Below are 22,341 nucleotides of genomic sequence, written 5' to 3'. Positions count from 1 at the left end.
TTCACCCACTCTTCGTTTTCTCAGGCCAGACAAAATTACTAATGGCAATAAGGAAATCAATACCTAACACGATACTCCAAAGCTTCAACACTCCTTCTAAAGCCTCGGTTCGAGAAGGATCATTCACAAAATAGATGAGAAAAACGAGAAAGCCTGCACCGATGACGTAAGCCAGGACATGGCGGCCCCAGCCTTTAACGTAATGGACGGCATAGTCCATACCTGATCGCTTCTTCGGCTTCTCTCCCTGCCGCGTAATATAATATTGAAAATGAACGTCTGCCCACTCGATCATGCTTTTACCGAATGCGATCGAGACCCCGATATACACAGCGGCTATCGCATGTGCGGTCGTGGCAGTGGCTCCTCGAAACAAGTCTACACTCGTGGTGACTAACAAGATGAAATCGATCAACGGAGTCAAAGCTAGAAAAAAGAGCCCCAGTTTATTTCGTTTGAATATATACCTCGTAACTAAACCTAACCCAATGACGACCCAGAACCCGATTTCACTTGCAACGATCATCCATCCAATCACATTCACCCATGTTCACGTCCTTCTGCTCATTTTTAATGAATCTTATGATATTCTCACTATATAGGGTTACGCTGCGTCACCTGCAACTACTTTTTTCAGGAGGGATTCAACCTTGAGTTATTTCACCTCAGGCGAAGTATCACAGACGCTCGGTCTTTCTGTGCGCACACTACGCTATTATGATCAGATCGGGTTAGTCACCCCGGCCAAAAAAGAAGAAAACGGCCGAAGACTCTACTCCAGCCGGGAATTGGTTGTACTCGAAAAAATCTTGCTTTTAAAATCTTTATCCATGTCATTAGAAGATATTCAAAAAATCATCAACGAACTCACCATAGAAGAAATTCTAACCTTACATAAAGAAAAACTGGAAAATAAAATTCAAGACTTACAGTACTCCCTTCAACAGACGCATTCATTAAGCAACATCCTGAAGCTTGAAGGAGATTTAGATTGGAATCAGCTGCTGCCTCTCGTCAGGGAAAATAATAAGCGGGCAGGCACCAACAGGTGGGAGAACTACTTCAACGAAGACGAACAGAAAATCCTACAGGAAGACCTCCCCAAAATGGAGGACCCTTCTGCAAAGAAATGGATCAATATCATTAAACGATCCCAGTTTTGCATACAACGCGGGACGCGCCCGGATTCCGAAGAGGCGCATACGCTGGCGGAAGACTGCCTGTTACTGTCTGAGGATTTTTTTAAAGGGGATAAACAATTACAGCAGAGGTTCTGGGAGGCGAGAAAATCAGAAGAGACGTCCAAAGAGATGGGTTTGTACCCGATCCCTTCAGACGTTCTTGATTTTTTGGAGAAAGCAATTCTTTGTTACGAAAAAAACTAGTGTCCCCGCTCAACATACGTCCCTGCTAAAAAGTCATGGATGGCGCGACGATCCTTTAAGAAAGCTACCATACATGCACTGATAAGGGCCGTAAGTCCAAGACTCACGTATCCCAGCACGAACTTACCAATGAATTCCCGGACGAACATATCAAATACTGAGAGACGCTTGTGATTCAATTTAACAACTCTGACTTTTATGATTCGTTTACCGATAATATAACCTCCCCACAATACAGGAAGAATCGTCAAATATACGGTGTAAATTAAATTCCACCAAACGCCTTGAGTAAATTCGAACGAAAACCCATCGCTCACGAAAAATAAAATAATCGCTGCCGGGATACTTATGATAAAAAAGTCTAAGAAATAAGCGGCAGCACGTCTTTTAAAGCCTGCCCTGGACGGTTTGTATTCCATAGTGTTTCCCTCCTTACTACATATGACAGTCTCCTTCTGCTTATCGGTAATCCATCGGGTTATTAATAAAATTCACCAAGTCAATAACACCTGCCGTGATAAGTACAAGAGCTAAACCAATGAAGATAAGCCGAATAACTTTGTGACTTGTTTTTTCATATTTGAAATCTTTAATCCCTTGGATAGGGAAAGCTAGAATACATAACCCAAATAGAATAGTAAAAATGAATATAGTAAAACCCCCTGGAATTCGCTCTTCCCTTACATACGAATACTTACCAAATTATGTTTCATAAGAAACCTTAAAGAATGAATACATGTTAATAGAGTCTTAAGTCTTAGGAATTACCTACTAATCTATTGATATCCATTACGCAATGGGGTATCATTTTTATTAATTATCTAGATACTGAGATTTCATCCTTCTACTGGAAAGGGAGTTACCATTTGAATTCATTTACGACAGAAGACGTCCGTCACGATTTACTGTTTCAAGCCGTTAATGACAATCTAGCCATCATCCAATTCGGGAGAGATCGCAAAGTCTCTTATGTGAATAAAATCTTTGCGGAAACTATGAACTATACAGATCCAGCGCAGATGGAAGGACTTCATCATAAAGCGTTCTGTTTCCAGGAGTTTTCTGAAAGTCCGGAGTATGAGTCGTTTTGGAGTGCATTACTAAGAGGACGCAGCTTTCAGGATAAGATCAATAGAAAAGATGCTCTCGGTCAAGAGGTCTGGCTGGAAGCTACATACATGCCTGTGTACGAGCAGCATCGAGTCGCAGGTGTCCTTAAAGTGGCCACGAATATTACACATCGTCAGAAGAATATCACAGAAGTCGTATCCAACCTCCAACAAATGTCGGAGACGCTTAATACAAAAGCTGAAGAAGGCATGGCACATCATGAACACCTGACCAGGAAGGTAGAACAAATAGCTGCGATCTCCAATGAAAATACAGCAATCCTGGAAAGCTTGAAATCTAAAGCGGATGAAATCCAGCATGTCGTCAAAACGATACGTGCTATCTCTTCGCAAACGAACCTGCTTTCATTGAATGCAGCGATTGAAGCGGCAAGAGCCGGTGAGCATGGGCGTGGATTCGAGGTGGTCGCCAAAGAAGTAAGGAAACTGTCTAATCAAGTGGAAGCCTCAATTCAGGAAGTCAATCACAGCATTGAAAATATCACCTCTGAAATCACTAAAATCTCTACTGGTACTGTGAATATACAAAAAGACGTCAAAGACGGAGTGCAGAAGATCCAAACAGCTTCCAGCGGCTATCATGATGTACTGACTTCGGCGGAAGCTTTGAAAAAAGAAGCCGATACGTTATCGGAAATTATTTAAACTACAAAAAGAGGTGCGCCATGATGGGGCATCTTTTTTGTTTTGCTGAGTAATAGAACTCTGGCTTTTCCATCCTTTGCCGCTCCTCTACTCTGCTTTCTCGATCAGTGAACGCAGTTCCCTTTCCATATCAATGAATCAAGTTGATAAGTCCTTTTTGAAATTTTTTATATCCGCACATTTCCGCCTTGACGATTCACCCTTTTCGTTATATGGTTATATACATAACTATATAACCATATAACGAAAAGGAAGGCGGTGAATTCCTGTTGAATCCATTTGATGACAAAAAACCAATTTTCCTGCAAATCAAGGACCGCATCGAAGACCAGATCGTCAACGACCAGCTTAAAGAGCAGGATCAAGTCCCCTCCACGACCCAGATGGTTAATTTTTATAAAATCAACCACGTCACGGTAGCGAAGGGGATGAATCTTCTCGTAGATGACGGAATCATTTATAAGAAAAGAGGGGTTGGCATGTTTGTAGCGGACGGAGCGAAGGAGAAGCTTGTTCAGCAGCGGAAAGACGCGTTTGTAGACGAATATGTATGGCCGATGATGCAGGAAGCCGACAAATTAGGGATTACAGAAAAAGAGCTGGCTGCCTTTATGAAAAATATTAAAGGACGTGAGGAGACATGATGTTGGATATCGAATTAAATAATGTAACTGTGAATTTCAAAGGCACTTCCGCTCTTGAGGACGTAACCTGCTCCCTTGAAGCTGGGAAGATATATGGACTGATCGGTCGAAACGGCGCCGGAAAAACGACTCTCCTTTCCTTGTTAGCTTCCTACCGAGAACCGACTTCAGGAGATGTGAAAATTGGCGGTGAGGTACCTTTTGAAAATAGAAAAATCATGTCTCAGGTGAATTTCATTTATGATGTGGACTACAGTGATGAAACGGAAAATGTCAAAGGAATATTTGAAGCCGCCGATCGTTATCGTGCGGATTTTGACATGAAGTACGCAATGGAGCTGGCTAAACGCTTCCACCTTCCCATGGATAAAGCGATCAAAAAGTTTTCAAGCGGTATGAGGTCATCTCTCAATGTGACCATCGGACTCGCTTCCCGCTCTCCGATTACGATTTTTGATGAAGCGTACTTAGGAATGGACGCTCCTACGCGGGAAATATTTTATCAAGAAGTGATGAAGGAACAGGAGAGACATCCACGGACGATGATTTTATCGACTCACCTCGTGTCAGAAATGGAGTATTTATTTGAAGAAGTCGTCATGATTCATAAAGGCCGACTGCTGCTGCATGAACCTTACGGTGATTTGATTGAGCAGGGTGCTTCGGTCACAGGTGGTGCTGAAGAGGTTGACCGATTTACAGACGGGATGACCAAACTGAGCAGCCAACAGCTTGGCGCAACGAAATCTGTCATGGTCTACGGAGACATTACTTTAGAAAAACAGCACGAAGCCAGGGAAAAAGGATTGGACATTGGCTCCGTGTCTCTTCAAGATTTATTCATTCATTTAACAAGTGAGGAGGAATAGCATGTCCACTACAACCAACGCTCGAAAAGTAACACTGGATACGTACTGGTTTCTCATGAAAACTTCACTCTGGTTCACTTTTACCGTGCTATTAATTTATGTAGCCCTGCACATCTTCTTAGCGCATGTTGACGTCCTTCAGCAGAACTTCCTGAGTTTTGCTGTCGAGCCAGCTAAAATATATATGCTCGTTATGGGAATCCTTTCTGTTTTCGCATTTTTGACCTTTTTTATGCGGCAGGGAGTCACTCGAAAAGATTACTTCACGGGAACAGCCTTATCTGCCTTCTTCGTTTCCATCACATTAATGATCGTGTTCAGTGTCCTTTCCTTTATACACCAACTGTTCGCAGAGGTAGAGCCGACTTCGTTCATTGGTGACGATGCTTCATGGTTTGCCCTCGCGACTGCTTTCACTCTCAATGTATTCCTATACTATATCGTCGGCTGGCTGATTGGAGCCGGATTCTACAGATATGGCTGGATTGGAGGCTGTCTTTATATTCTCATAGCGCTTTTACTGGTGATAACAATAGATAACCTTTGGGAATTCGAGCTGGACGGTTTATTGAAGACACTCACAAATGTATCTATGGAAGAATTTCCGACTTATCTCTCGGTCATCGGTTCTCTCCTTCTTTGCGGTATTTCTCTATGGATGATCCGTGCATCTACAAAAAGAATTGAAATTAAAGTGAAGTAAACAGAAGTACAACTTAGCGGATCTCCGCCGCTAGTAAATATGTTATATTTTAACTAGTAAATCCAATGACGAAGGGGATTATCCTTATGTCAATCGTCGATAAACTAAAGCTCTATCAATACAAAAACCTGGCAGTGATGAACCAGCCCGCCGACTATCACCTTTTTACTGAACAGTCCACTGACCTCAAAAGCAACCATGATGCGATTTTTATTTTCGTAGAGAACATAGAGGAAATGGCAGCCCATACAGAACGCATCATCAATGAACAATCCCTTGCCAATAAAGGCTATCTGTTTCTGGCTTATCCGAAAAAAGGCAATAAACGGTACGACACCTTCATACACCGGGACGAGATTTTTCCCGCGTTGAACATCCGTAAAGACTACTACCTGGGGGATAGCGACATCAAGTTTTCCCGTCTCGTCAGTATGGACGACGTGTTCACCGTCATCGGGTTCAAACGTGAAAAAAAGAGAGCGCATAAAACCAGCGCTCCCAGCCAAAAAGCAGCGGATTATGAGAAACATGTACCAGACGTCAAACGTTGGCTGGCTGATCATCCACAGGAACTCGACTTTTACAACGAGCTGACCCCAGGCTACCAAAAGGAATGGGCTCGCCATATTTACTCGGCAAAGCAGGAAAAGACCCGGGTGAAGCGATTCCACCAGATGGTTGAGGTTTTATCGCAAGGATATAAAACGCTTGATTTATATCGGCAACATAAAAAATAGCCCTCTCATGGGCTATTTTTCTCGTTCTATCAACTTCCCGGTACATGATTTTCGCGAAAAAATAAAATATCATAAAACACAGGAAAAGCTAGTAAAGATAACCTCATTTTTGGATCAACGTCTTCTTTAATAGTGACTTCATATGTATCGCCTGCAGATGATAAGTCTTTAACATTGCTCGGTAACCTTTTTTTACTTACCTTCATAATAGGATCCCTATGCTCATTTATTAACTCTATCTCATATCCCTGCAAATCGCCTTTAAGGGCGCCAGCTTTTTTTCCTTGCTCATCCATGATGTGAACTTGAGGCTGATCTAATTGAAAGGTTTTTTTAAACGTATGTAGACTGTGCCTGTCTGAATCGAAGGTTTGAAAATCTGATTTAATCCCTTCTCCCTTTTCTATGTAGAGGATAACATCCCCTGTTTCCTCAACTACACTATAGAAATGACTATGCAACGTGTGGAAGCCAAGAAGGTTGAAAACTTTTGAGAGCAGTGTTTTCTTTTTATAACGATTTCCTTCGCATTTTCCTAATGATGTTCCTCCCTGGTCATAATAAACGTATTGATTTCCAAATCCGACGTGCTGGCATAAGTAAAAATGATGCATGGAAACTAAACCCTGCATGGCTTAACTCCCCCTTCGTAATAAGTGATTTATTGATTAGAAGAAGGCTCGTAATTTTTGTATCTTACATAATAAATGACACAGTTCAATAGACTGGACAACGCCACCACCAACCATAACCATTGGAGGGTCTGATCCTGGCTGAAGGCTATGAAACAATTAATCGTTAGAAAAATCGCTGCAGCGATGGAAATGATCAACCTCGTTTTAACCGACATATGCTCCTCCCTTCAGGCTTCAAATGATTACCTGCATCGTAACATAACATCAACGACACCAACAAAATTTTCCTTTTTGATAGGCTATGTTAGTGGTTATTGATATTGATCAGTGAGTTATTCAACAATAGGGCAGGATAATGGAAGACTTGATTTCGAGATAATCTGAATTCGTTGCCAGGTTGACAGTCAGGGGTTGTTAGGAAGCTACTCGCTTTCCTATGGGGGAACTGGCGAGCTTCCCTCTTATAAGTGCAGCCGTAAATTATTTCATAAACCTCGTGGTGTGCAATCCAGTTCCAGGTCATATATTAGCCGAATTGTCGTTCTCCTTGTTTCATTTATCTCCTGAAATGGAAGTTTCCGTTCTCCTAATTATCGTTAAGAGCTCCGGGAAATCGCGAGACTCCTGTGGGAAGAGAGTGCTTGGTGAGATCCCGCAGGACGGGACGTCCGAGGAAGCTCACCGCGCTCCCACGGAAAGGGAGTGATTTCCCGGAGCTCTAACACTATTTAAACAATACGGAAACAGCTTGAACATCTGAAATCGAGTACTTAAGATAAAGAAAAATCAACATTGAATGCAACAGGATGTACAAGCAAAAAAACGCCTGAGCTTCCAGGCGTTTTTCACTTATTGCTTTTAAAGCGGGACGTCTTGTCCCAGCTGATGACTTGTTTGTTTTTCTTTGCTTTCAAGTAAAAAATCAAGCTTCTGACAAACAAATAGGAGAATAACTGGGCGTACGTGAAATACATGATGAAACTGACAAAAATGTTTTTGCTGTTAAACGAACGTTCCGCAGCCTGCGCGCTCATGAGCTGTGTCGTGTACACGAGATAAGACACGTACCATACAAATAATAAAGGCAATGTGTAGGATATAAACAGAACATCGAACAAGCCTAGTACAAACCAGGCATAGGACAGGACGAGAAAGAACCAAAAGATGACATAAACCATCAGCTGGTGGATGGAGTGAACCATCATTTTCCCCTTAAAATAGCCAGGCACAGTCAGTGTCTGCTCCACGATATAGAGGTTCCCCTGCAGCCACCTTGTGCGCTGGCGGATGTACACATTCATCGTTTCAGGCTCCTGTTCCCACGTAACAGAATGGGGAACGATCGGTAGAAAAAGTCCTTGCCGGGTAATCCTCAACGTCAGTTCAGCGTCCTCTGCAATAGCATAAGGATCGTATCCCCCTAATTCTTCAATCACACTGCGTTTGACAAGCATGTTGGTACCCGTCAAAGAGCCCGTTTTGAACAACTGCCAGCGTCCGGCCTGCATGAGCAGCTGGAACACTTGGAACTCGATGGAAATCATCCGGGTCAACAGGTTCTTACTTTCATTGACGGTACGTACGTAACCGACCGCTCCAGCCGCATCTTTATAATTCACTGCCGCCTCAACAAGCTGCACCAGTGCCCTCGGTTCTGGCTGATTATCCGCATCATAGACGCAGAAGTACTCACCGTCGGATATCTCAAGCCCGTAATTAAGTACGCGCGATTTACCTTTCGGCTCTCCAGGCGGGACTAATATGTGATGAACTTCCCGGTACGTGCTGTCGTACTGGTCTGCAATCACTGCCGTTTCATCCTTGGAATTATCATTCAGGACATAAATGTTAAGTTGACCAGGGTATTGAATACTGACCATTGCGTCCAGAGTGTCTTTGATAACTACTCCTTCATTATGTGCAGGGATAAGAATATCCACGCTCGGATAGTGATCGAGCTTTTGGAACCTCGTTTTTTTCGTACGGTAATATAGACCCGCAATGGTCAAAATCGAATAGTAGAGTAATAGCAGTAAAAACAATACGGTCGTTGTCAAAAGTAAAGTACGGATCGACAACAGCTCAAAATATATACCTGCGGCAACGGCAGCGGCTGCAACAATCAAGCTGCTTATAACCTTGCTCATTGAGATGTCTCTCCTTGAACCGCTTTCGCTTCTGTATAGCCGATCTCCTCTATGTCCCAGCTGATACGATCAAGCGCTCCCTCCGTAAATATGTAACTCAGCTTCTGCAGGATCCGCTGATTCACTACGTTCAGTCCTGCCGAGTTGGTAGACTGCAGTAAGAACACTACCGTAGCTTCATCATGTTTTCCTACGATATCAAAATGCTTCCTTAAACTGTGATAGATGATATTCGCCACCTTCACGAAGCTTGTATCCTTCACATAACCAGGAAGATCCTCCAGACCTACATATATTAGAAAACCCTTCTCCCGCTTCCGCACCATGGAGATATGAATCATTTCTTTTTGTTTAATAAATTCACGATTCGATAACACCTGTGTATTTGCCACATACTCCTCGAGCTCCAGAATACGGTCTCCCAGCTTTTTGTTCATAGCCGAAAGCGTCGTGATGGACGTAACAAAGGTATACATGGCCCAGAGATGAATAAGCAGCAGTCCATGAATGCCTATGCCGCTCCACTGATCGGCTGTAGACCAGCCTTGCACAAAGGCCATGTAGAGAAAAGCCAGCGAAGAAACTATCGTAAAGATCGTCAACAGCAGATACGAAACCTTATCTTTTAATAAAAGGAAAAGGATGGAAGGTACAAGCAGTATGAAGAACGTCCCTTCAGGAAGTAACCCCCGCGTCCAATAAAATAATATGAAAAAGCTGATGACCCACAATAAAAAACCGATACTCATTCTTTGTCGAATCATGCAATCCCCCTTTTCTTACCGTTCATTATAATATAGTTATCGGAGGAACGGTTCTGTTTTTAAATGGAAAATCAGCCAGTGAGCACATCCAAAGTGAAAAGACCCGTTTATAAAAAGCAGGTCTGCACATACACGTTTTAAGTATTCTATCCGTTTTAGTTGTTATCTTTATGGCTTTCCACCAGTTATGTAATGAACAAAGTATCCAGCAAACATTAGAATAAAGAAACTAAACAGCATAATTGTATTAGATATAATCAGCCAATAGTTCTTAATCAAGACGGCAAATACAATTCCAGCAGGAGCTATAATAAAGGTTAACATCCACAATGGACTAGCGACTTGGAAGGCTATATTAGGAATCCAAACTCCCAGGCAGACCATCAGGCAAATTATGGCTAGAACTTTTAAGCGTTTCTCGTTATTCATTAGCATTCTCCTCTAAAAAATTTCTAATAGCCTTTTATCTAATTTAATCGCTATCCAGCTCCTCCCACTCTTTACGTAAAACTCCCATTTTTACTGCGTCGAAGTACTGGTCGTTCACTCTTCTCGCCTGCCTTATCCTCGCTTCCTCTTTCATCCCTAACTTTCCAGCAGCCTTTATCATTCTAGTATTCCCCGACCAGGTAGACATTCCCAGCCGATGTAATTCAGTATTTTGGAAAAGATGGTCGATCCAAAGCTTATATGCTTCACTGCCGTATCCACGATCCCAATAACCTTTATCATAAATAACAATACCTGTTTCCAACCAATCCGTGTTTTCATCCACCCAATAAGCTCCAACATAACCAATTGCTTTGTCATCGGCTTTTATAACTAAAAAAGCAGGCAGACCAGGATAGATTTGCTGCGCCCAACCTTCTATGTATTTCTCTTTAGATACTTTTTCTTCTATTATATAAGGACCATTCCATTTCTTAGCTTCCTGCTCCTTATCCTCATACTTCCAGAAGTATAATTCATCAATATCTATATACTCCGCTTCCTTCAACACTACTTTGGTTCCTTTAATTTCTAACATCGGCATTCTCCCTTCAGCTCACCCTGTTTACGATTTACAACTATTTTAGTTTCATATGATAGATAAAAAAGCAGAGGACCCGTTAGACCTCTGCTTTTTTCAAAGAATATTCACACGCTGCCTAGCAAAACGGAAACAAATCAATCTCCCGAAGCTGATTGTTCAAGAAATGGGAGATTAGATGAGTAACAACAACGAAATGTAAAAGAGGCAAAAACCTCAATAAAAAGACCAATCTTTTATTGCCCTATTTCACCACACGAAAAAGAATACTCGTTCTTTCCCCAACCTCTCTTACACTCAACTTCTCCAATTCAATCTGCTCTTCACCTATATGCTCAAACATTTTAATACCTCCACACAAAAGAACCGGCATGATATCGATCTGCAGTTCATCTACAAGTTCTGCTTTTAAACACTGTTGGGCTGTGATTGCACCGCCAATGACCGTAACAACTTTATTTCCAGCAGCTTCTTTTGCCTGAGCAATTGCATGTTCGATTCCCTGAGTGACAAATGTAAATGTTAACTCCTCATTCTCTTTCGGGTGTTTTTGTGGTTCTTTTTTGCAAAGCACAAAGATAGGCGCCTGGTATTCATAATTATCTGCGTACAAATCCGGATCAGTCGTCATCTCATAGGTGTTCCTCCCCATGACAACTGCGCCTGTATTTCGTATGGATTCTTTCAGCACCTCACTATGGCGCAGTTCATCCAGATCCTGATACAGCCGTCCTACACTTCCTTTACTGTCGTTGATATAACCGTCTAAAGAGATCGTCATTCCTAAAACGACTTTAGCCACAAAACCCCTCCTCCTCAGATTTTTCAATTCTTTAAATACTTCTATTTAATAACTTAAGAACCCTTTATATTTATATTATTTATCCTTCTCCACGTAAAGGCTGGAACGAAAGACCGTTTATTTTTCCAGTTGACTAGACACTAAAAGGTGTCATATAATTACGATACCAAATGGTGTCGCATCTAATGGAAAGGAGGATAAAGTTGAAAAATACTGCTCAAGAGCGTGACGTTTTTGTAGCGATTGCAGATCCAACAAGACGGAAATTAATCCGGCTGCTGGCAGATTCAGATGAGCTGCCTCTTTATGAAATCACCACTCATTTTGAGATGGGGCGCACTGCGGTTTCCAAGCATTTAACGATCCTAAAAGAAGCTGATTTAGTAACAAACCATAAAAAAGGCAGAGAAACCAGGTATCAGCTCAATCCGGCTCCCTTAAAAGAAGTTAAAGAGTGGTTATCATTTTATGAAGATTTCTGGAATGATAGAGCAGCATTACTAAAAGATATATTGGAGGAATAGACGATGGCAGATTTATCATTAGATTTTCAATTTAAGAGTTCCATCCATAAAGTATGGGAAGCCTTAACTGATTCGGATATCCTTGCTCAATGGGTCATGGAAAATAATTTCAAACCAATCGTAGGATACAAATGTCAATTTCATAATGAGGCAATAGATTTAGTTGTAGACAGTGAAGTATTGGTAGTGGACAAGCCTCATAAACTATCTTACACATGGGTAGGCGGACCGATAGACACGATCGTAACCTGGACGTTAAAACAAGAGGGAGAAACGACTTACCTCCATCTTGACCACTCCGGATTTGAACAAAAAGGCCAAGCGTTTAATGGAGCCAAGTATGGCTGGGCAAGTATGGTTGATGAATTAAAAAAAGTGTTGGATGAAGCTTAAGGATACATCTCTTCAAATCACTTAAGTTTCAATTCTATTTTTAAAGGAGGGAATGCGGTGAGCTTTTTAAAAGATTCGATATCTATTTTCAAAAAAAGTGAACTCTCGTATGTAGAAAGGTACAAAGAATCTGATGGTGTTTACTCATTCGTTTTTGAGAAACAAAACGACTTAACCTGGAATGCAGGACAGCACGGTATATTCACGATCCATCACAAGAAGATAAAAAACGCTGCACGACCATTCAGTGTAGCCTCATCTCCAACAGAAGGTGTGGTTAGAATTACGACAAAAATGGGTGATCAGCCGAGTGATTTTAAAAAAGCGCTGCTGGAATTAGAAAAAGGTATGAGCATTAAAATGAGTGGTCCTGTAGGATCTTTTTATTTAAAAGAGAAAAGACCGACGCTCTTCATTGCTGGAGGTATCGGCATTACGCCTTTTCGAGCAATGATAAAACAATTAGAAGCGGAAGGAGTTGAAAACGGCCACCAAGTCAGACTACTCTACTTGGACAGCGGTCAATCATTTATATATAAAGACGAATTAGATGAAATCGCCAATAATACCTCAATTGATATTGCCTTCCTTGAAACACGGGATGATTTATACCAGGAGATAGACAGTTTTATTTCCTCCTATAACAATAACGCTGCTTACTTTATTGCAGGCTCTAAGTCGATGGTAAGTTCCATTACTAATCACCTGAAAAGTAATACTATCCAAAAGCAGAATATCAAAAAGGATGCGTTTATGGGATATTAATGAAATGTTTCGATCCTCAACAAAGAATAGAAGCCAAAGTGGCTTCTATTCTTTGTATTTAAGATATAACACCATATGGTCTACATCAATATAGTGATCGTCAATCTTTAATGCGTTTGTATCCGTACCGAAATGTTCGAAGCCTGCGGAGCTGTAAAGGGTTTTGGCAGCCTTATTAATTGAAGCAACTGTTAAGTAAAGTTGTTCCGATTGGTATACCTTTCTAACATGTTGCAGCGCTTCCTCAAGAAGAGCTTTTCCAATACCATTCTCACGGAATCCCTTCGTAACATACATGGAAACAATATTGGATCTGTGGCGCAATTTCAATTTGTTTTCACGAACAACCGTAACGATACCTACTAGCTTTGAATGGTCAAAAGCACCAAAAGTAATGGAAGAAACAGCAGCTTCTAATCTCCCCTCGTATAATTCCAATGGTTGTTTTCTTTCTTCCTCATAACTTGCCGCCCAAGCTCTGCGCGATAGGTTTCCAAATAAACTGATCAAAATAATTTACGTTAAGTTCTTTATTTAAAGATTTTTTCTGGAACTTTAACAGGCTGCCCCATTCCGGGAGGTTATCTTTCCACTTATGTAAACCAATTTTTTATAAAAGCATCTTTCAAACGAGTATTCTTTATAGAACCAATTGCTCTTTTCATGCACATGTTTTGGAATGAGCCGAATCCCCCAGGCGATGCCAAAATAACAGATCACCCAAAAAAGAGTGTTGAGTGCTATTACCCATATGGTAAACGAAGACAATTTGAATTTCTCCAATCTTATAAAAAGGATAACAATAGGAAATTAAAGTTGTTCATAATAAATGTATTTTCGAGGTGGAATACAAGACACTTCCCTTCCCTCCATTACCATTCATTCAAACTATTCCATGGACCCAGCTTTTTCCTAAGCTATGTGCCCCTTTTCTTTTTTGATGAACTTGACCATAATATACTTGGTGGTGATGTTATCTATATAGGTGAGGAAAGGTGGGTTCTAGTTGACCTTAATGACGTTAGAAAATGTTATGAAACAAGAAAACAATCGTACAATTCTAAAGGATATTCATTTAATTATAAAAGAAAAATCTCAAATTGGAATAAAGATGACAAATAAAGAAAGCATCGTCTTTTTTAAGCTGCTCACCGGGGAACTAACTCCTACCAGCGGTATTATCGAAAAAGAGACAAGCCGGATTTTAACGGAATTTACTGAAGACGGTTTGTATGAAGACTTAACGGTCTCCAGCTATTTACATGCTTTTAAGAAAATTGCAGATTTCGAAAAACCTTTAGAGGAATTTATCGGCATTTTTTCCTTGTCCGATGTGTGGAATACTAAAATCAGCAGATTGTCCTTTGACCAGAAAAAAAGGGTCAGCTTATTCCGGATGTCCTTATTTTCCCCAGAATTACTATTAATTCAAAGTCCTTTAAGCCACTCCACTATTGAGGGAACCGAATTATACATAAAAGCTATAGAATACCTTCAATCCAATGATGTGGCTGTTTTATTCACTTCTCACTTCTTAGAGGAATTATTGTTATTGAGTCATGATATTTACCGGTACAATCAATTTACCGGTTTGGAAAAAACGGATCTTGCTCAGGAAAATACTGCCATGCCAGCTGATAAAACTGAAACAGGAATGATGCCGAATCATGTCTACAAGGTTTCCAGTAAGTCCGCAGATAAGACCATTTTCTTTAGTCCAGATGAAATTGATTTTATAGAAAGTATTAACAGTGTGAGTACTCTTCGAATAGGCGAGGAATATTTCCCAACTGATTTAACGATGAATGAATTGGAAGATAAGTTAACCAATTTTGGTTTTTTCAGATGCCACAGATCCTATTTAGTAAATTTACAGAGGGTGTCAGAATTAGTGAGCTATTCTAAAAACAGCTATACTTTAATTCTAAAAGGAAATTCCAATGTGAAATTGCCCATTTCACGAAATCGTTTAGAAGCTATGAAAGCATTAATCGAATTTTAAGGTACTGTTGAGGTTGAAATACCATGATTTCAACCTCTTTTTAGTACATTTGGGCTTTTGACTAGTACTTTTCAGCAGTTATTTACGACATTTCCCTTGCTTCTCTATAAAGTTGATATTAGGTGGACAGCGTAAGCGTCGGCAGTTGTCCATCATAATGATTCATGAAGGAGAGAAGATCATGGGAAAAAAATTAATCCAGGTTGAACATGTATCAAAAAAGTTCAAAGACGAATCTGCTTTAAAGGATATAAGTTTTTCTGTACATGAAGGTGAAATCTTTGGATTCCTCGGTCCTTCCGGCTCAGGTAAAACAACTACGATTAAAATTCTGACAGGACAGCTGGCACAAACTTCCGGACAAGCCTTTGTTTTAGGTAAGCCTGTTGAACAAATTGATGAAAGTATTTATGAACAATTGGGAATCGTCACGGATAACAGCGGATTATATGAAAAATTAACCGTCTATCATAATTTGAGCATATTCGCTAAGTTGTTACATGTTGAAAAAGAACGGATTGACAACCTCCTGGAAAAAGTCGGTCTGTTTGAACACAAAAATAAAAAGGCCGGGAATTTATCTAAGGGAATGAAGCAGCGGTTGATTCTTTCAAGAGCGATCTTACATCAGCCGAAGGTGCTTTTCTTAGATGAACCTACGAGCGGGCTCGACCCCGTTACAAGTGAAGCCATCCACTCCTTGCTCGAGGAGTTGAAGGAAATGGGGACAGCCATATTTCTGACCACTCACAATATGGAAGAAGCAGCTAAGCTGTGTGACCACGTGGCCCTATTAAATGATGGTCTTATCGTGGAACATGATACACCGAAGGCTCTGACGCTTAAATACAATCAAGACAAACGTTACCAAATCCTACTAAAGAACGAAAAAGAACTTTTACTTCCGCATACGACTGAATCAATAGAACAGATTAACGATTGGCTGAGGAACGACGAGCTTATGACTATTCATTCATGTGAACCTAACTTAGAGAAGGTATTCTTGGAAGTTACAGGGAGGGAATTAATTTGAAACTTTCGCTTAGAAAAATACATGCTGTTCTTCAATTGAAAATAAAACTGATGCTGAGCAATATGAGCATCCTTTTCACACCAATATTTGCGATAGGATTTGTGATTATTATGGGAAATTTAATGCCGGATGTAGATGTCGGGGACGCAGGAGTGCCGTTTTCCACAAGTGGTTTCTTACTAAGTTTCGGACTGATTTTCAATATCGCTATAGGGGGTATATCCATGAGCAGTTCCCCTATTGCTGAGGAAAAAGAGAAGCATACCCTTCGAGTGTTAATGACATCGTCAGTTAAAGGGGGAGAATATTTTATAGGCAGTATGCTCCCACTATTAGTCATCTTAGTAACGACCAATATTCTTTTAATTCCTGCAAGCGGCGTGTCTTTTGGGGAGATACCGGTACTTACATTTCTTATTATTACGACTCTGTCCAGCTTAATCAGCATTTTAATTGGATATATCATTGGAGTTTACGCGAAAAACCAGGCACAGGCCACACTGGTCAGTACACCAATCTTAATTGTCTTAACCTCCACGCCTGTTCTAAAGATGTTCAATGACGATTTAGCTGAAATATTAAACTATACGTATGGAGGGGTGTTAGCCAACTTAGCCGAAACCCTGTCAGCCAGCAGCGAATATCAGTGGAATATTACGGATACGAGCGTTCTCTTTGCCTGGCTTTTAGTCACTTTAGGTTTATTCATCTATGTTTATAAGAAAAATGGTCTGGATCATTAGTAATCAGTTTTAAAAAAACACTGTAATAAAAGAAAAGCATGATATGGAAGACATCACTAACGTATATTTGGAGGTGACAATCAATGTTTGGAAAAAAGGACAAAAGATTTGAGGAAAAATCCGTTCAACATTATCAGTACGGATTGATCATGGTGTTAGTGGATCATACCACCGGAGTGAACTATATGCATACTTGGGCTCCTCAAGGGGTTTCACTCACACCATTACTGGATGAGAACGGTGAAGTAGTTATAGAGAAAAACTCCTAAAAAATGTCTGGAGAATGAATCATTTAAAAAATCGCTTCTTTTAAAGGAAGCGATTTTTTGCAGGAGTGTGAGCGCGTTCTTAAGTATTCCGCAAAATCTTCTCCATCGCTTTTCCTTTTGCTAATTCATCAATCAGCTTATCCAAATAGCGGATTTCCTGCATCGTTGGTTCTTCAATGTCTTCCACCCGCACACCGCAAATCACACCTTTAACCAAAGTGCGTGAAGGATTTAGTTGGGGAGCTTCCGCAAAAAAAGTCTCAAAGTCTGTCTTCTTTTCCAGCTGTGCTTCTAATTCGTCCTGGTTGTACCCTGTCAGCCACCGGATAATCTCATCGACTTCTGTTTTCGTACGTCCTTTTTTCTCTGCCTTCGTAACATAATGGGGGTAAACACTTGCGAAACTCATTGTATAAATCCTATGTTTAGTCATAATACTTCCTCCCTTCCCTATATTTTTGGATACTTGTTCTACAATTATATCATTCAATAAAATTTATTCAGATTTTTCCTGCATAGCTTTTTTTAAAAATATTTGAAGTGAGTAACCGTTCACTACGCCCCCCCTCTTTTTATAGAAATTGAATATTTGGTTATTCTCAATCAAAAACTAACCCACAGTCTGTAGAAAAAATACGCTTTAACTATCCAGCTTCAAAGCAGGAAACGAACCTTGCTATCATAGGAAACAGTCGTTTTTATAAACCCGCTTCAATATCATCCTCAAGCTTGATATCAAGGCTGCTGTCCTATGGTAAAATAAAAGCGAATAGGGAGGTCAACGAATGGATCATTCAAATACATTGTACGCAGTAGAAGCCGATCATTTAGTTAAAGCTTTTGGAAAAGAACGAGCTGTAGACGGCATCAGCTTAAAGGTGCCAAAAGGAATTGTCTATGGCTTCCTCGGACCTAATGGAGCCGGGAAGACGACGATGATCCGTATGCTGGCCACTCTGCTGAAACCGACAGAAGGTCAAGCGAAAGTCATGGGGTATGACCTGGCAAAAGAAGCGGATGAAGTAAGGCAGTCGATCAGTTTAACGGGTCAGTTTGCTTCGGTTGATGAAGAAATATCCGGCCGCGAGAATTTAATTTTCATTGGCAGATTAGTTGGTTTTTCGCGAAAAGAAGCAAAACAGCGTGCCGATGAATTATTAGCCGCTTTTAATTTACAAGATGCAGCGAAGCGCCAGGTGAAGAAATACTCCGGCGGAATGAGAAGAAGGATCGATATCGCCGCAAGTATAATCACTTCACCCGAACTGCTCTTTTTAGATGAACCTACCACCGGCCTCGATCCAAGAAGCCGGAATGAAGTGTGGACGGTTATTCGAGCATTAGTCAAAAACGGTACGACAGTCTTCCTTACGACACAATACTTAGAAGAAGCAGATCAACTTGCTGACCTTATTGGTGTCATAGACCGGGGAGTTCTAATTGCAGAAGGAACGAGTGCAGAATTGAAGTCATCAATTGGTGTTCGAAGTTTGATTATTGAATTCGAAGATGAACGGGATTTGAACAAGGCGGAGTCCATCTTTGAAGGGATGTTCACTCAGACGCCTGAAGTGGATCGTGGCCGCTTATCGATTTCCGTAACGATGAAAGACCAGTCAAAGGCTGCAAAAGCGATTGGAGAACTAGCCAACCACCAGATAGCAGTGAAAGACTTCTCTATGCAGCAGCCAAGTTTAGATGACGTGTTCTTAACCATTACCGGAAAGCCTGCTAAAGAGAAAGGCGGGGAATCAAATGGAGAATAATTCATTAGAAAAATCAATCAAATTACAAAAACGCCCGCCCAAAGCTTCACCTATGAGTGCCGCTCTTACCTTTGCCTGGCGGGCATTATTACGCATCCGCTATGTTCCCGAACAACTATTTGATGTAACGGTATTCCCGATTATCTTCCTGCTGATGTTTACGTACTTATTCGGTGGAGCGATTTCAGGCTCAACAGGAGAGTACTTAGACTTTGTCCTGCCGGGAATTTTAGTCATGACTGTCGCGATGATTACGATGTACACAGGGCTTGATTTAAATAAAGATATCGAGAAAGGTGTATTTGATCGTTTTCGTTCACTGCCAATTTGGCAGCCTGCTGTTTTAGTAGGGGCGCTGTTAGTGGACGTCGTGAGATATTCACTTGCCGCAACCATCATGATTACACTTGGTTACATTCTAGGGTTTCGTGCAGAAGCGGGGTTCTCAGGCATCGTCCTTGCCGTCCTCGTCATTCTATTCTTCTCTTTTAGTTTATCCTGGATCTGGACGATGCTTGGAATCATTGTACGTTCAGAAAAAGCTCTCATGGCCATAAGTATGATGCTGTTATTCCCTCTCACCTTTTTAAGCAGCGTATTTGTTGATCCATCCACTATGCCAAATTGGCTGCAGCACTTTGTAGACATTAACCCGATAACATTCGTGGTCGATGCGTCCAGAGGATTGATTCACGGGTATGATGTAACGAGCGAATTATTGATCATCACCTACATCTCCGTAGGTTTAATTGCTGTGTTCGGTACACTGACGATGTACTTTTTTAGAAATAAGAATTAAGTAGAGAGTCAGATATTGAGACATAATCTAACATATCTCCAAGTAACTTAAACAATGAGGGTGCCTGTCCCCCACTACACTAATGCCGGGGGCAGGCACCACACTGTAAACATCTGCAATGCTCTATCTGTATAACGGCCGCATTCCTGATATAGTATGTTTTCTCTTGGTTAGTTAATGAAGCAACTTTAATTCTCATTTAAATAATACTTTGCATTAGCAAAGAATATCGTTCCCAAAAGAAATAACACCGCTATCAGCCAACTGGCAATAGCTGAATACTCACTATTAAAAATAAATTCACTCGTTAAATTAACAAAAACGATAATGGCCATCACAACGTACATACCTATTAAATGCTTCAATTTATTTACCTCCTTGCTGCTTACTTATTCAATTTTTTCGCTTTCACTAGTGAGAGGACTATGGCTGAACCAAACAGAACGGCAGAGATCAATAAGGCATTTGAAGTACCTACAGGGGTTATAAAAAGATTTAAAAGTAAGACAAGCACGCCCACCATAAGTAATGCAGCAATCACTTAACATCCTCCCTTTCTTTAAAGCTTAAGAACAACTCCATTGAAAAATCATCTATTTAGACTCCAGATTCTTTATCAGCCTGATCCCCCAAAATAAAACAATCCAGGGAAGAATAAATTTGGTGGCCCATTCTACCAACCCAGTCAGAGCAACGACTATAGAAAAAGTATTGATTCCTAAATAAGGTAACGTTATGTAAAGGACCACAATGAATAAAAAAACTAGTATGATATCCCTCCACGGCCATTCACTCACAATTATCTTCATTTTCATCACCTCGCTGACACTAAGTTTTTTGAATACTTTCTGCTTAGATCATTCAAATTATTTCAAACCACCTCCTGAAACTCAATGCTTTTCCATAGATTAAAGGCTATATTAAAGTATAGTGGTGATATCACCTATATAAGAGGACTTCCAGTTTCATGGAAGTCCTCTTTGGTTATATTTGCTTATTTAACTAACGCACCCTTAAGATTTTCAAAGAAATCAGTCATTAATGAACCATGACTTTATAAAGTAATCGCCCCCATGTATGTAAAACTCGAAATTTGAGATTGTTTAGAATTTCTATTTCTAGTTTAAATATAACTAAAGGTGGTGGCGGCGTGGAATTATATGAGTTTGCTGTCGTTATAGTAGTATCAGCAGCAATTATTTTATCTCCTATAATATCATTTTTTTATCCATACTGGTTGGAGACTAAGGGAGAGTACTTATCAAAAAGAAAGGTGCTCAGTATAAGATTAGCGGGGTTCGGATTCTTAATTCTTGTAATCCTCATTTTGTATTTAATAAATTAATTTCAGCAAGCATTCGTGTTGATTATCGATTTTTATTTGAAGTATTAAAAACTCAGGTACGAACGCCAGAGGATTATTTCTTCTCTGTAGAGTGGAGAGAATCAGTAAGTTCTTATTGAACAATTGCCCCTGTTTAAGTAAGACTTGATTTTGAGAAAACATCCTTATAATAATTCTTTAAGTCGTTTACAAACTACATCTATTTCGCAATATGAAGTATCAATGGTAACATCCGAACTTTTCACTAATAATGGTAAAACATTTTTAAAGCTATCTATTACCTCATCCCTTTCATCTGCACTCTTCCCATAATTATGGGAAGTTCTGTTATTGATTCTATCCATCATAATCTCTAAATCAGCTTTAAGGAGAACGACACAATCAAACTGATTATAAAATTTCCCTTGATTGGAATAGCAGCCGGAGATAAATAAATGGGAATTTTTATACTTCTCCATTAATTGAGCTATTTTTTCTTCATCCCAAACTTTTTCTTCTGCTGCCCCATTTTTTTCTATCTTTAAGTATCCATAATCCGTATCGACTACGTTATATCCTTCCATTGCTAATTGTTCTAATGCACTTGATTTACCTACTCCAGATAATCCTGTAACAAATATTATTGACATCACCAGTCCTCCATTAGATAGATAGTTTTTAAGAAATTGTTACAAGACAGACTCGATTTCGAGATAGTAACCTCTACTTTAATATTTTACTGTAATTGCTAATGTTCCCCATTTCTTTTCTTGTTCTGGTGTATATATTTCATATGTTCCTTCAATCATTTCTTGCATAGTCCAACCTTCACTATCAAAATCGTGAAAAGGAATATCCTCATACATCTCTCTAAACGTATGGTAAAATTCAAGATTTGTTACTTGTACTTTTAATGTTTCATTTTGTTCAGGAACCTTTATAAATTCAATCGTATCTCCGACTTTTATCTTTCTTCTTTTCTCATCAAATAACCGTACTTCAATATTCTTCTTACCCCTTTTAATTGAATTGAAATACTCACCATATAACCCCATTTGATGTATCACTCTGATTTCACCTCTGCTACACATTCTTTTATTCGAACTTAATGCGTTAAAATGCTCCTTTAGAGTTCAATATTTCGGGAACCAACCACTATTCAAGATTAGCCCCAATATGCGAAAGACTTGAAATCAAGATAATATAAACTTTTGATATGCTATACCTATTTA

At 40.1% G+C, this 22,341-nt stretch carries 30 protein-coding genes; 15 read left to right on the top strand and 15 right to left on the bottom strand.

From position 1 onward, the window contains the following. Position 1 precedes the first annotated feature (1 nt). Positions 2-544 carry a hypothetical protein gene (locus LF817_RS17245; RefSeq protein ID WP_253937054.1) on the bottom strand — a complete coding sequence of 181 codons (543 nt, stop codon included), beginning with the start codon at positions 542-544 and terminating at the stop codon, positions 2-4. A 106-nt stretch (positions 545-650) separates the two neighbouring features. Here LF817_RS17245 and LF817_RS17240 point away from each other — a divergent pair, with 106 nt between their 5' ends. Next, complete coding sequence (locus LF817_RS17240; protein WP_253937053.1) at positions 651-1,385, top strand: MerR family transcriptional regulator; 735 nt, start codon at positions 651-653, stop codon at positions 1,383-1,385. Here LF817_RS17240 and LF817_RS17235 read toward each other — a convergent pair. Continuing rightward, positions 1,382-1,804, bottom strand: coding sequence for an RDD family protein (locus tag LF817_RS17235; protein WP_253937052.1), 423 nt, complete (start codon positions 1,802-1,804; stop codon positions 1,382-1,384). The genes LF817_RS17240 and LF817_RS17235 overlap by 4 nt on opposite strands. Positions 1,805-2,251: 447 nt before the next feature. Between LF817_RS17235 and LF817_RS17230 the strand changes: the two genes are divergently transcribed. The 5 genes from LF817_RS17230 to LF817_RS17210 all read left to right on the top strand — a co-directional run bounded on the left by LF817_RS17230 (position 2,252) and on the right by LF817_RS17210 (position 6,113). After that, positions 2,252-3,160 carry a methyl-accepting chemotaxis protein gene (locus LF817_RS17230; protein ID WP_253937051.1) on the top strand — a complete coding sequence of 303 codons (909 nt, stop codon included), beginning with the start codon at positions 2,252-2,254 and terminating at the stop codon, positions 3,158-3,160. A 266-nt stretch (positions 3,161-3,426) separates the two neighbouring features. Beyond that, entirely contained in the window at positions 3,427-3,804 is a 378-nt protein-coding gene (locus LF817_RS17225; RefSeq protein ID WP_253937067.1) for a GntR family transcriptional regulator, read from the top strand. After that, on the top strand, positions 3,801-4,673 hold the full coding sequence (locus tag LF817_RS17220; protein WP_253937050.1) for an ATP-binding cassette domain-containing protein: 873 nt from the start codon (positions 3,801-3,803) through the stop codon (positions 4,671-4,673). Before LF817_RS17225 ends, LF817_RS17220 begins: the two co-directional genes overlap by 4 nt. Before the next feature lies 1 nt (position 4,674). Beyond that, a complete protein-coding gene (locus LF817_RS17215) occupies positions 4,675-5,376 on the top strand; it encodes a hypothetical protein (protein WP_253937049.1) in 702 nt (233 codons plus the stop codon). A gap of 86 nt (positions 5,377-5,462) precedes the next feature. After that, positions 5,463-6,113 (top strand): YdeI/OmpD-associated family protein, encoded by a 651-nt coding sequence (locus LF817_RS17210; RefSeq protein ID WP_253937048.1) that lies wholly within the window; start codon positions 5,463-5,465, stop codon positions 6,111-6,113. Positions 6,114-6,142: 29 nt separating this feature from the next. Here LF817_RS17210 and LF817_RS17205 read toward each other — a convergent pair whose 3' ends face one another. From LF817_RS17205 to LF817_RS17175, 7 genes are all read right to left on the bottom strand, one after another. Beyond that, positions 6,143-6,745, bottom strand: a complete 603-nt coding sequence (locus tag LF817_RS17205; protein ID WP_253937047.1) for an LURP-one-related family protein — start codon at positions 6,743-6,745, stop codon at positions 6,143-6,145. 29 nt (positions 6,746-6,774) lie between these two features. Next, on the bottom strand, positions 6,775-6,963 hold the full coding sequence (locus tag LF817_RS17200) for a hypothetical protein (protein ID WP_253937046.1): 189 nt from the start codon (positions 6,961-6,963) through the stop codon (positions 6,775-6,777). Between the two features lie 630 nt (positions 6,964-7,593). Next, positions 7,594-8,895, bottom strand: coding sequence for a glycosyltransferase family 2 protein (locus LF817_RS17195; RefSeq protein ID WP_253937045.1), 1,302 nt, complete (start codon positions 8,893-8,895; stop codon positions 7,594-7,596). Next, positions 8,892-9,659 carry a hypothetical protein gene (locus tag LF817_RS17190; protein ID WP_253937044.1) on the bottom strand — a complete coding sequence of 256 codons (768 nt, stop codon included), beginning with the start codon at positions 9,657-9,659 and terminating at the stop codon, positions 8,892-8,894. Before LF817_RS17190 ends, LF817_RS17195 begins: the two co-directional genes overlap by 4 nt. A gap of 168 nt (positions 9,660-9,827) precedes the next feature. After that, a complete protein-coding gene (locus LF817_RS17185) occupies positions 9,828-10,088 on the bottom strand; it encodes a hypothetical protein (RefSeq protein ID WP_253937043.1) in 261 nt (86 codons plus the stop codon). A gap of 43 nt (positions 10,089-10,131) precedes the next feature. After that, positions 10,132-10,686, bottom strand: coding sequence for a GNAT family N-acetyltransferase (locus LF817_RS17180; RefSeq protein WP_253937042.1), 555 nt, complete (start codon positions 10,684-10,686; stop codon positions 10,132-10,134). 247 nt (positions 10,687-10,933) lie between these two features. Next, complete coding sequence (locus LF817_RS17175; RefSeq protein ID WP_253937041.1) at positions 10,934-11,491, bottom strand: dihydrofolate reductase family protein; 558 nt, start codon at positions 11,489-11,491, stop codon at positions 10,934-10,936. A gap of 185 nt (positions 11,492-11,676) precedes the next feature. On the opposite strand from LF817_RS17175, the gene LF817_RS17170 reads away from it, so the two are divergent. The 3 genes from LF817_RS17170 to LF817_RS17160 are packed head-to-tail and all read left to right on the top strand — an operon-like array spanning position 11,677 to position 13,173. Continuing rightward, a complete protein-coding gene (locus LF817_RS17170; RefSeq protein ID WP_371925089.1) occupies positions 11,677-12,015 on the top strand; it encodes an ArsR/SmtB family transcription factor in 339 nt (112 codons plus the stop codon). Between the two features lie 3 nt (positions 12,016-12,018). Next, on the top strand, positions 12,019-12,408 hold the full coding sequence (locus LF817_RS17165; protein ID WP_253937039.1) for an SRPBCC family protein: 390 nt from the start codon (positions 12,019-12,021) through the stop codon (positions 12,406-12,408). A 57-nt stretch (positions 12,409-12,465) separates the two neighbouring features. Beyond that, positions 12,466-13,173, top strand: coding sequence for an FAD-dependent oxidoreductase (locus LF817_RS17160; RefSeq protein WP_253937038.1), 708 nt, complete (start codon positions 12,466-12,468; stop codon positions 13,171-13,173). A 45-nt stretch (positions 13,174-13,218) separates the two neighbouring features. Here the strand turns inward: LF817_RS17160 and LF817_RS17155 are convergent, their stop codons facing one another. After that, the gene (locus tag LF817_RS17155; RefSeq protein ID WP_256558357.1) at positions 13,219-13,683 is read right to left on the bottom strand and encodes a GNAT family N-acetyltransferase; all 465 of its coding nucleotides are present in this window, start codon (positions 13,681-13,683) and stop codon (positions 13,219-13,221) included. Positions 13,684-14,188: 505 nt separating this feature from the next. Between LF817_RS17155 and LF817_RS17150 the strand changes: the two genes are divergently transcribed. From LF817_RS17150 to LF817_RS17135, 4 genes are all read left to right on the top strand, one after another. Further along, complete coding sequence (locus tag LF817_RS17150; protein WP_253937066.1) at positions 14,189-15,175, top strand: LytTR family transcriptional regulator DNA-binding domain-containing protein; 987 nt, start codon at positions 14,189-14,191, stop codon at positions 15,173-15,175. Positions 15,176-15,356: 181 nt separating this feature from the next. Then, positions 15,357-16,208: an ABC transporter ATP-binding protein gene (locus tag LF817_RS17145; RefSeq protein ID WP_253937036.1), complete on the top strand. Its 852-nt coding sequence runs from the start codon at positions 15,357-15,359 to the stop codon at positions 16,206-16,208. After that, a complete protein-coding gene (locus LF817_RS17140; protein ID WP_253937035.1) occupies positions 16,205-16,951 on the top strand; it encodes an ABC transporter permease in 747 nt (248 codons plus the stop codon). Before LF817_RS17145 ends, LF817_RS17140 begins: the two co-directional genes overlap by 4 nt. A gap of 83 nt (positions 16,952-17,034) precedes the next feature. Further along, positions 17,035-17,220, top strand: a complete 186-nt coding sequence (locus LF817_RS17135; protein WP_253937034.1) for a DUF6440 family protein — start codon at positions 17,035-17,037, stop codon at positions 17,218-17,220. 79 nt (positions 17,221-17,299) lie between these two features. Here the strand turns inward: LF817_RS17135 and LF817_RS17130 are convergent, their stop codons facing one another. Then, positions 17,300-17,653, bottom strand: coding sequence for a DUF2200 domain-containing protein (locus tag LF817_RS17130; RefSeq protein WP_253937033.1), 354 nt, complete (start codon positions 17,651-17,653; stop codon positions 17,300-17,302). A 352-nt stretch (positions 17,654-18,005) separates the two neighbouring features. Between LF817_RS17130 and LF817_RS17125 the strand changes: the two genes are divergently transcribed. Both LF817_RS17125 and LF817_RS17120 read left to right on the top strand, forming a co-directional pair. Next, complete coding sequence (locus LF817_RS17125) at positions 18,006-18,986, top strand: ATP-binding cassette domain-containing protein (RefSeq protein ID WP_253937032.1); 981 nt, start codon at positions 18,006-18,008, stop codon at positions 18,984-18,986. Further along, a complete protein-coding gene (locus tag LF817_RS17120; protein WP_253937031.1) occupies positions 18,976-19,785 on the top strand; it encodes an ABC transporter permease in 810 nt (269 codons plus the stop codon). Before LF817_RS17125 ends, LF817_RS17120 begins: the two co-directional genes overlap by 11 nt. A gap of 188 nt (positions 19,786-19,973) precedes the next feature. Here the strand turns inward: LF817_RS17120 and LF817_RS17115 are convergent, their stop codons facing one another. The 4 genes from LF817_RS17115 to LF817_RS17100 all read right to left on the bottom strand — a co-directional run bounded on the left by LF817_RS17115 (position 19,974) and on the right by LF817_RS17100 (position 22,176). Next, positions 19,974-20,150: a hypothetical protein gene (locus LF817_RS17115; RefSeq protein WP_253937030.1), complete on the bottom strand. Its 177-nt coding sequence runs from the start codon at positions 20,148-20,150 to the stop codon at positions 19,974-19,976. A gap of 20 nt (positions 20,151-20,170) precedes the next feature. Then, positions 20,171-20,326 (bottom strand): hypothetical protein, encoded by a 156-nt coding sequence (locus LF817_RS17110; protein ID WP_253937029.1) that lies wholly within the window; start codon positions 20,324-20,326, stop codon positions 20,171-20,173. Between the two features lie 968 nt (positions 20,327-21,294). Next, positions 21,295-21,759, bottom strand: coding sequence for an AAA family ATPase (locus tag LF817_RS17105; protein WP_253937028.1), 465 nt, complete (start codon positions 21,757-21,759; stop codon positions 21,295-21,297). Between the two features lie 78 nt (positions 21,760-21,837). Next, a complete protein-coding gene (locus LF817_RS17100) occupies positions 21,838-22,176 on the bottom strand; it encodes an ASCH domain-containing protein (RefSeq protein ID WP_253937027.1) in 339 nt (112 codons plus the stop codon). Between the last annotated feature and the right edge of the window lie 165 nt (positions 22,177-22,341).

Origin of the sequence: Halobacillus sp. A1 (assembly GCF_024189295.1) — a bacterium.
Classification (GTDB): domain Bacteria; phylum Bacillota; class Bacilli; order Bacillales; family Halobacillaceae; genus Halobacillus_A.
Note: the sequence above shows the minus strand (reverse complement) of the source record. Positions and strands in the feature narration are given on the sequence as shown.

Excerpts from the sequence above, each read along its gene's own strand:
- LF817_RS17145 (WP_253937036.1), top strand. The coding sequence starts at position 15,357 with ATGGGAAAAAAATTAATCCAGGTTGAACATGTATCAAAAAAGTTCAAA.
- LF817_RS17215 (WP_253937049.1), top strand. The coding sequence starts at position 4,675 with ATGTCCACTACAACCAACGCTCGAAAAGTAACACTGGATACGTACTGG.
- LF817_RS17120 (WP_253937031.1), top strand. The coding sequence starts at position 18,976 with ATGGAGAATAATTCATTAGAAAAATCAATCAAATTACAAAAACGCCCG.
- LF817_RS17180 (WP_253937042.1), bottom strand. The coding sequence starts at position 10,686 with ATGTTAGAAATTAAAGGAACCAAAGTAGTGTTGAAGGAAGCGGAGTAT.
- LF817_RS17105 (WP_253937028.1), bottom strand. The coding sequence starts at position 21,759 with ATGTCAATAATATTTGTTACAGGATTATCTGGAGTAGGTAAATCAAGT.
- LF817_RS17130 (WP_253937033.1), bottom strand. The coding sequence starts at position 17,653 with ATGACTAAACATAGGATTTATACAATGAGTTTCGCAAGTGTTTACCCC.
- LF817_RS17205 (WP_253937047.1), bottom strand. The coding sequence starts at position 6,745 with ATGCAGGGTTTAGTTTCCATGCATCATTTTTACTTATGCCAGCACGTC.
- LF817_RS17150 (WP_253937066.1), top strand. The coding sequence starts at position 14,189 with ATGACGTTAGAAAATGTTATGAAACAAGAAAACAATCGTACAATTCTA.
- LF817_RS17220 (WP_253937050.1), top strand. The coding sequence starts at position 3,801 with ATGATGTTGGATATCGAATTAAATAATGTAACTGTGAATTTCAAAGGC.
- LF817_RS17185 (WP_253937043.1), bottom strand. The coding sequence starts at position 10,088 with ATGAATAACGAGAAACGCTTAAAAGTTCTAGCCATAATTTGCCTGATG.
- LF817_RS17195 (WP_253937045.1), bottom strand. The coding sequence starts at position 8,895 with ATGAGCAAGGTTATAAGCAGCTTGATTGTTGCAGCCGCTGCCGTTGCC.
- LF817_RS17200 (WP_253937046.1), bottom strand. The coding sequence starts at position 6,963 with ATGTCGGTTAAAACGAGGTTGATCATTTCCATCGCTGCAGCGATTTTT.
- LF817_RS17210 (WP_253937048.1), top strand. The coding sequence starts at position 5,463 with ATGTCAATCGTCGATAAACTAAAGCTCTATCAATACAAAAACCTGGCA.
- LF817_RS17190 (WP_253937044.1), bottom strand. The coding sequence starts at position 9,659 with ATGATTCGACAAAGAATGAGTATCGGTTTTTTATTGTGGGTCATCAGC.
- LF817_RS17165 (WP_253937039.1), top strand. The coding sequence starts at position 12,019 with ATGGCAGATTTATCATTAGATTTTCAATTTAAGAGTTCCATCCATAAA.
- LF817_RS17170 (WP_371925089.1), top strand. The coding sequence starts at position 11,677 with ATGGAAAGGAGGATAAAGTTGAAAAATACTGCTCAAGAGCGTGACGTT.
- LF817_RS17125 (WP_253937032.1), top strand. The coding sequence starts at position 18,006 with ATGGATCATTCAAATACATTGTACGCAGTAGAAGCCGATCATTTAGTT.
- LF817_RS17235 (WP_253937052.1), bottom strand. The coding sequence starts at position 1,804 with ATGGAATACAAACCGTCCAGGGCAGGCTTTAAAAGACGTGCTGCCGCT.
- LF817_RS17135 (WP_253937034.1), top strand. The coding sequence starts at position 17,035 with ATGTTTGGAAAAAAGGACAAAAGATTTGAGGAAAAATCCGTTCAACAT.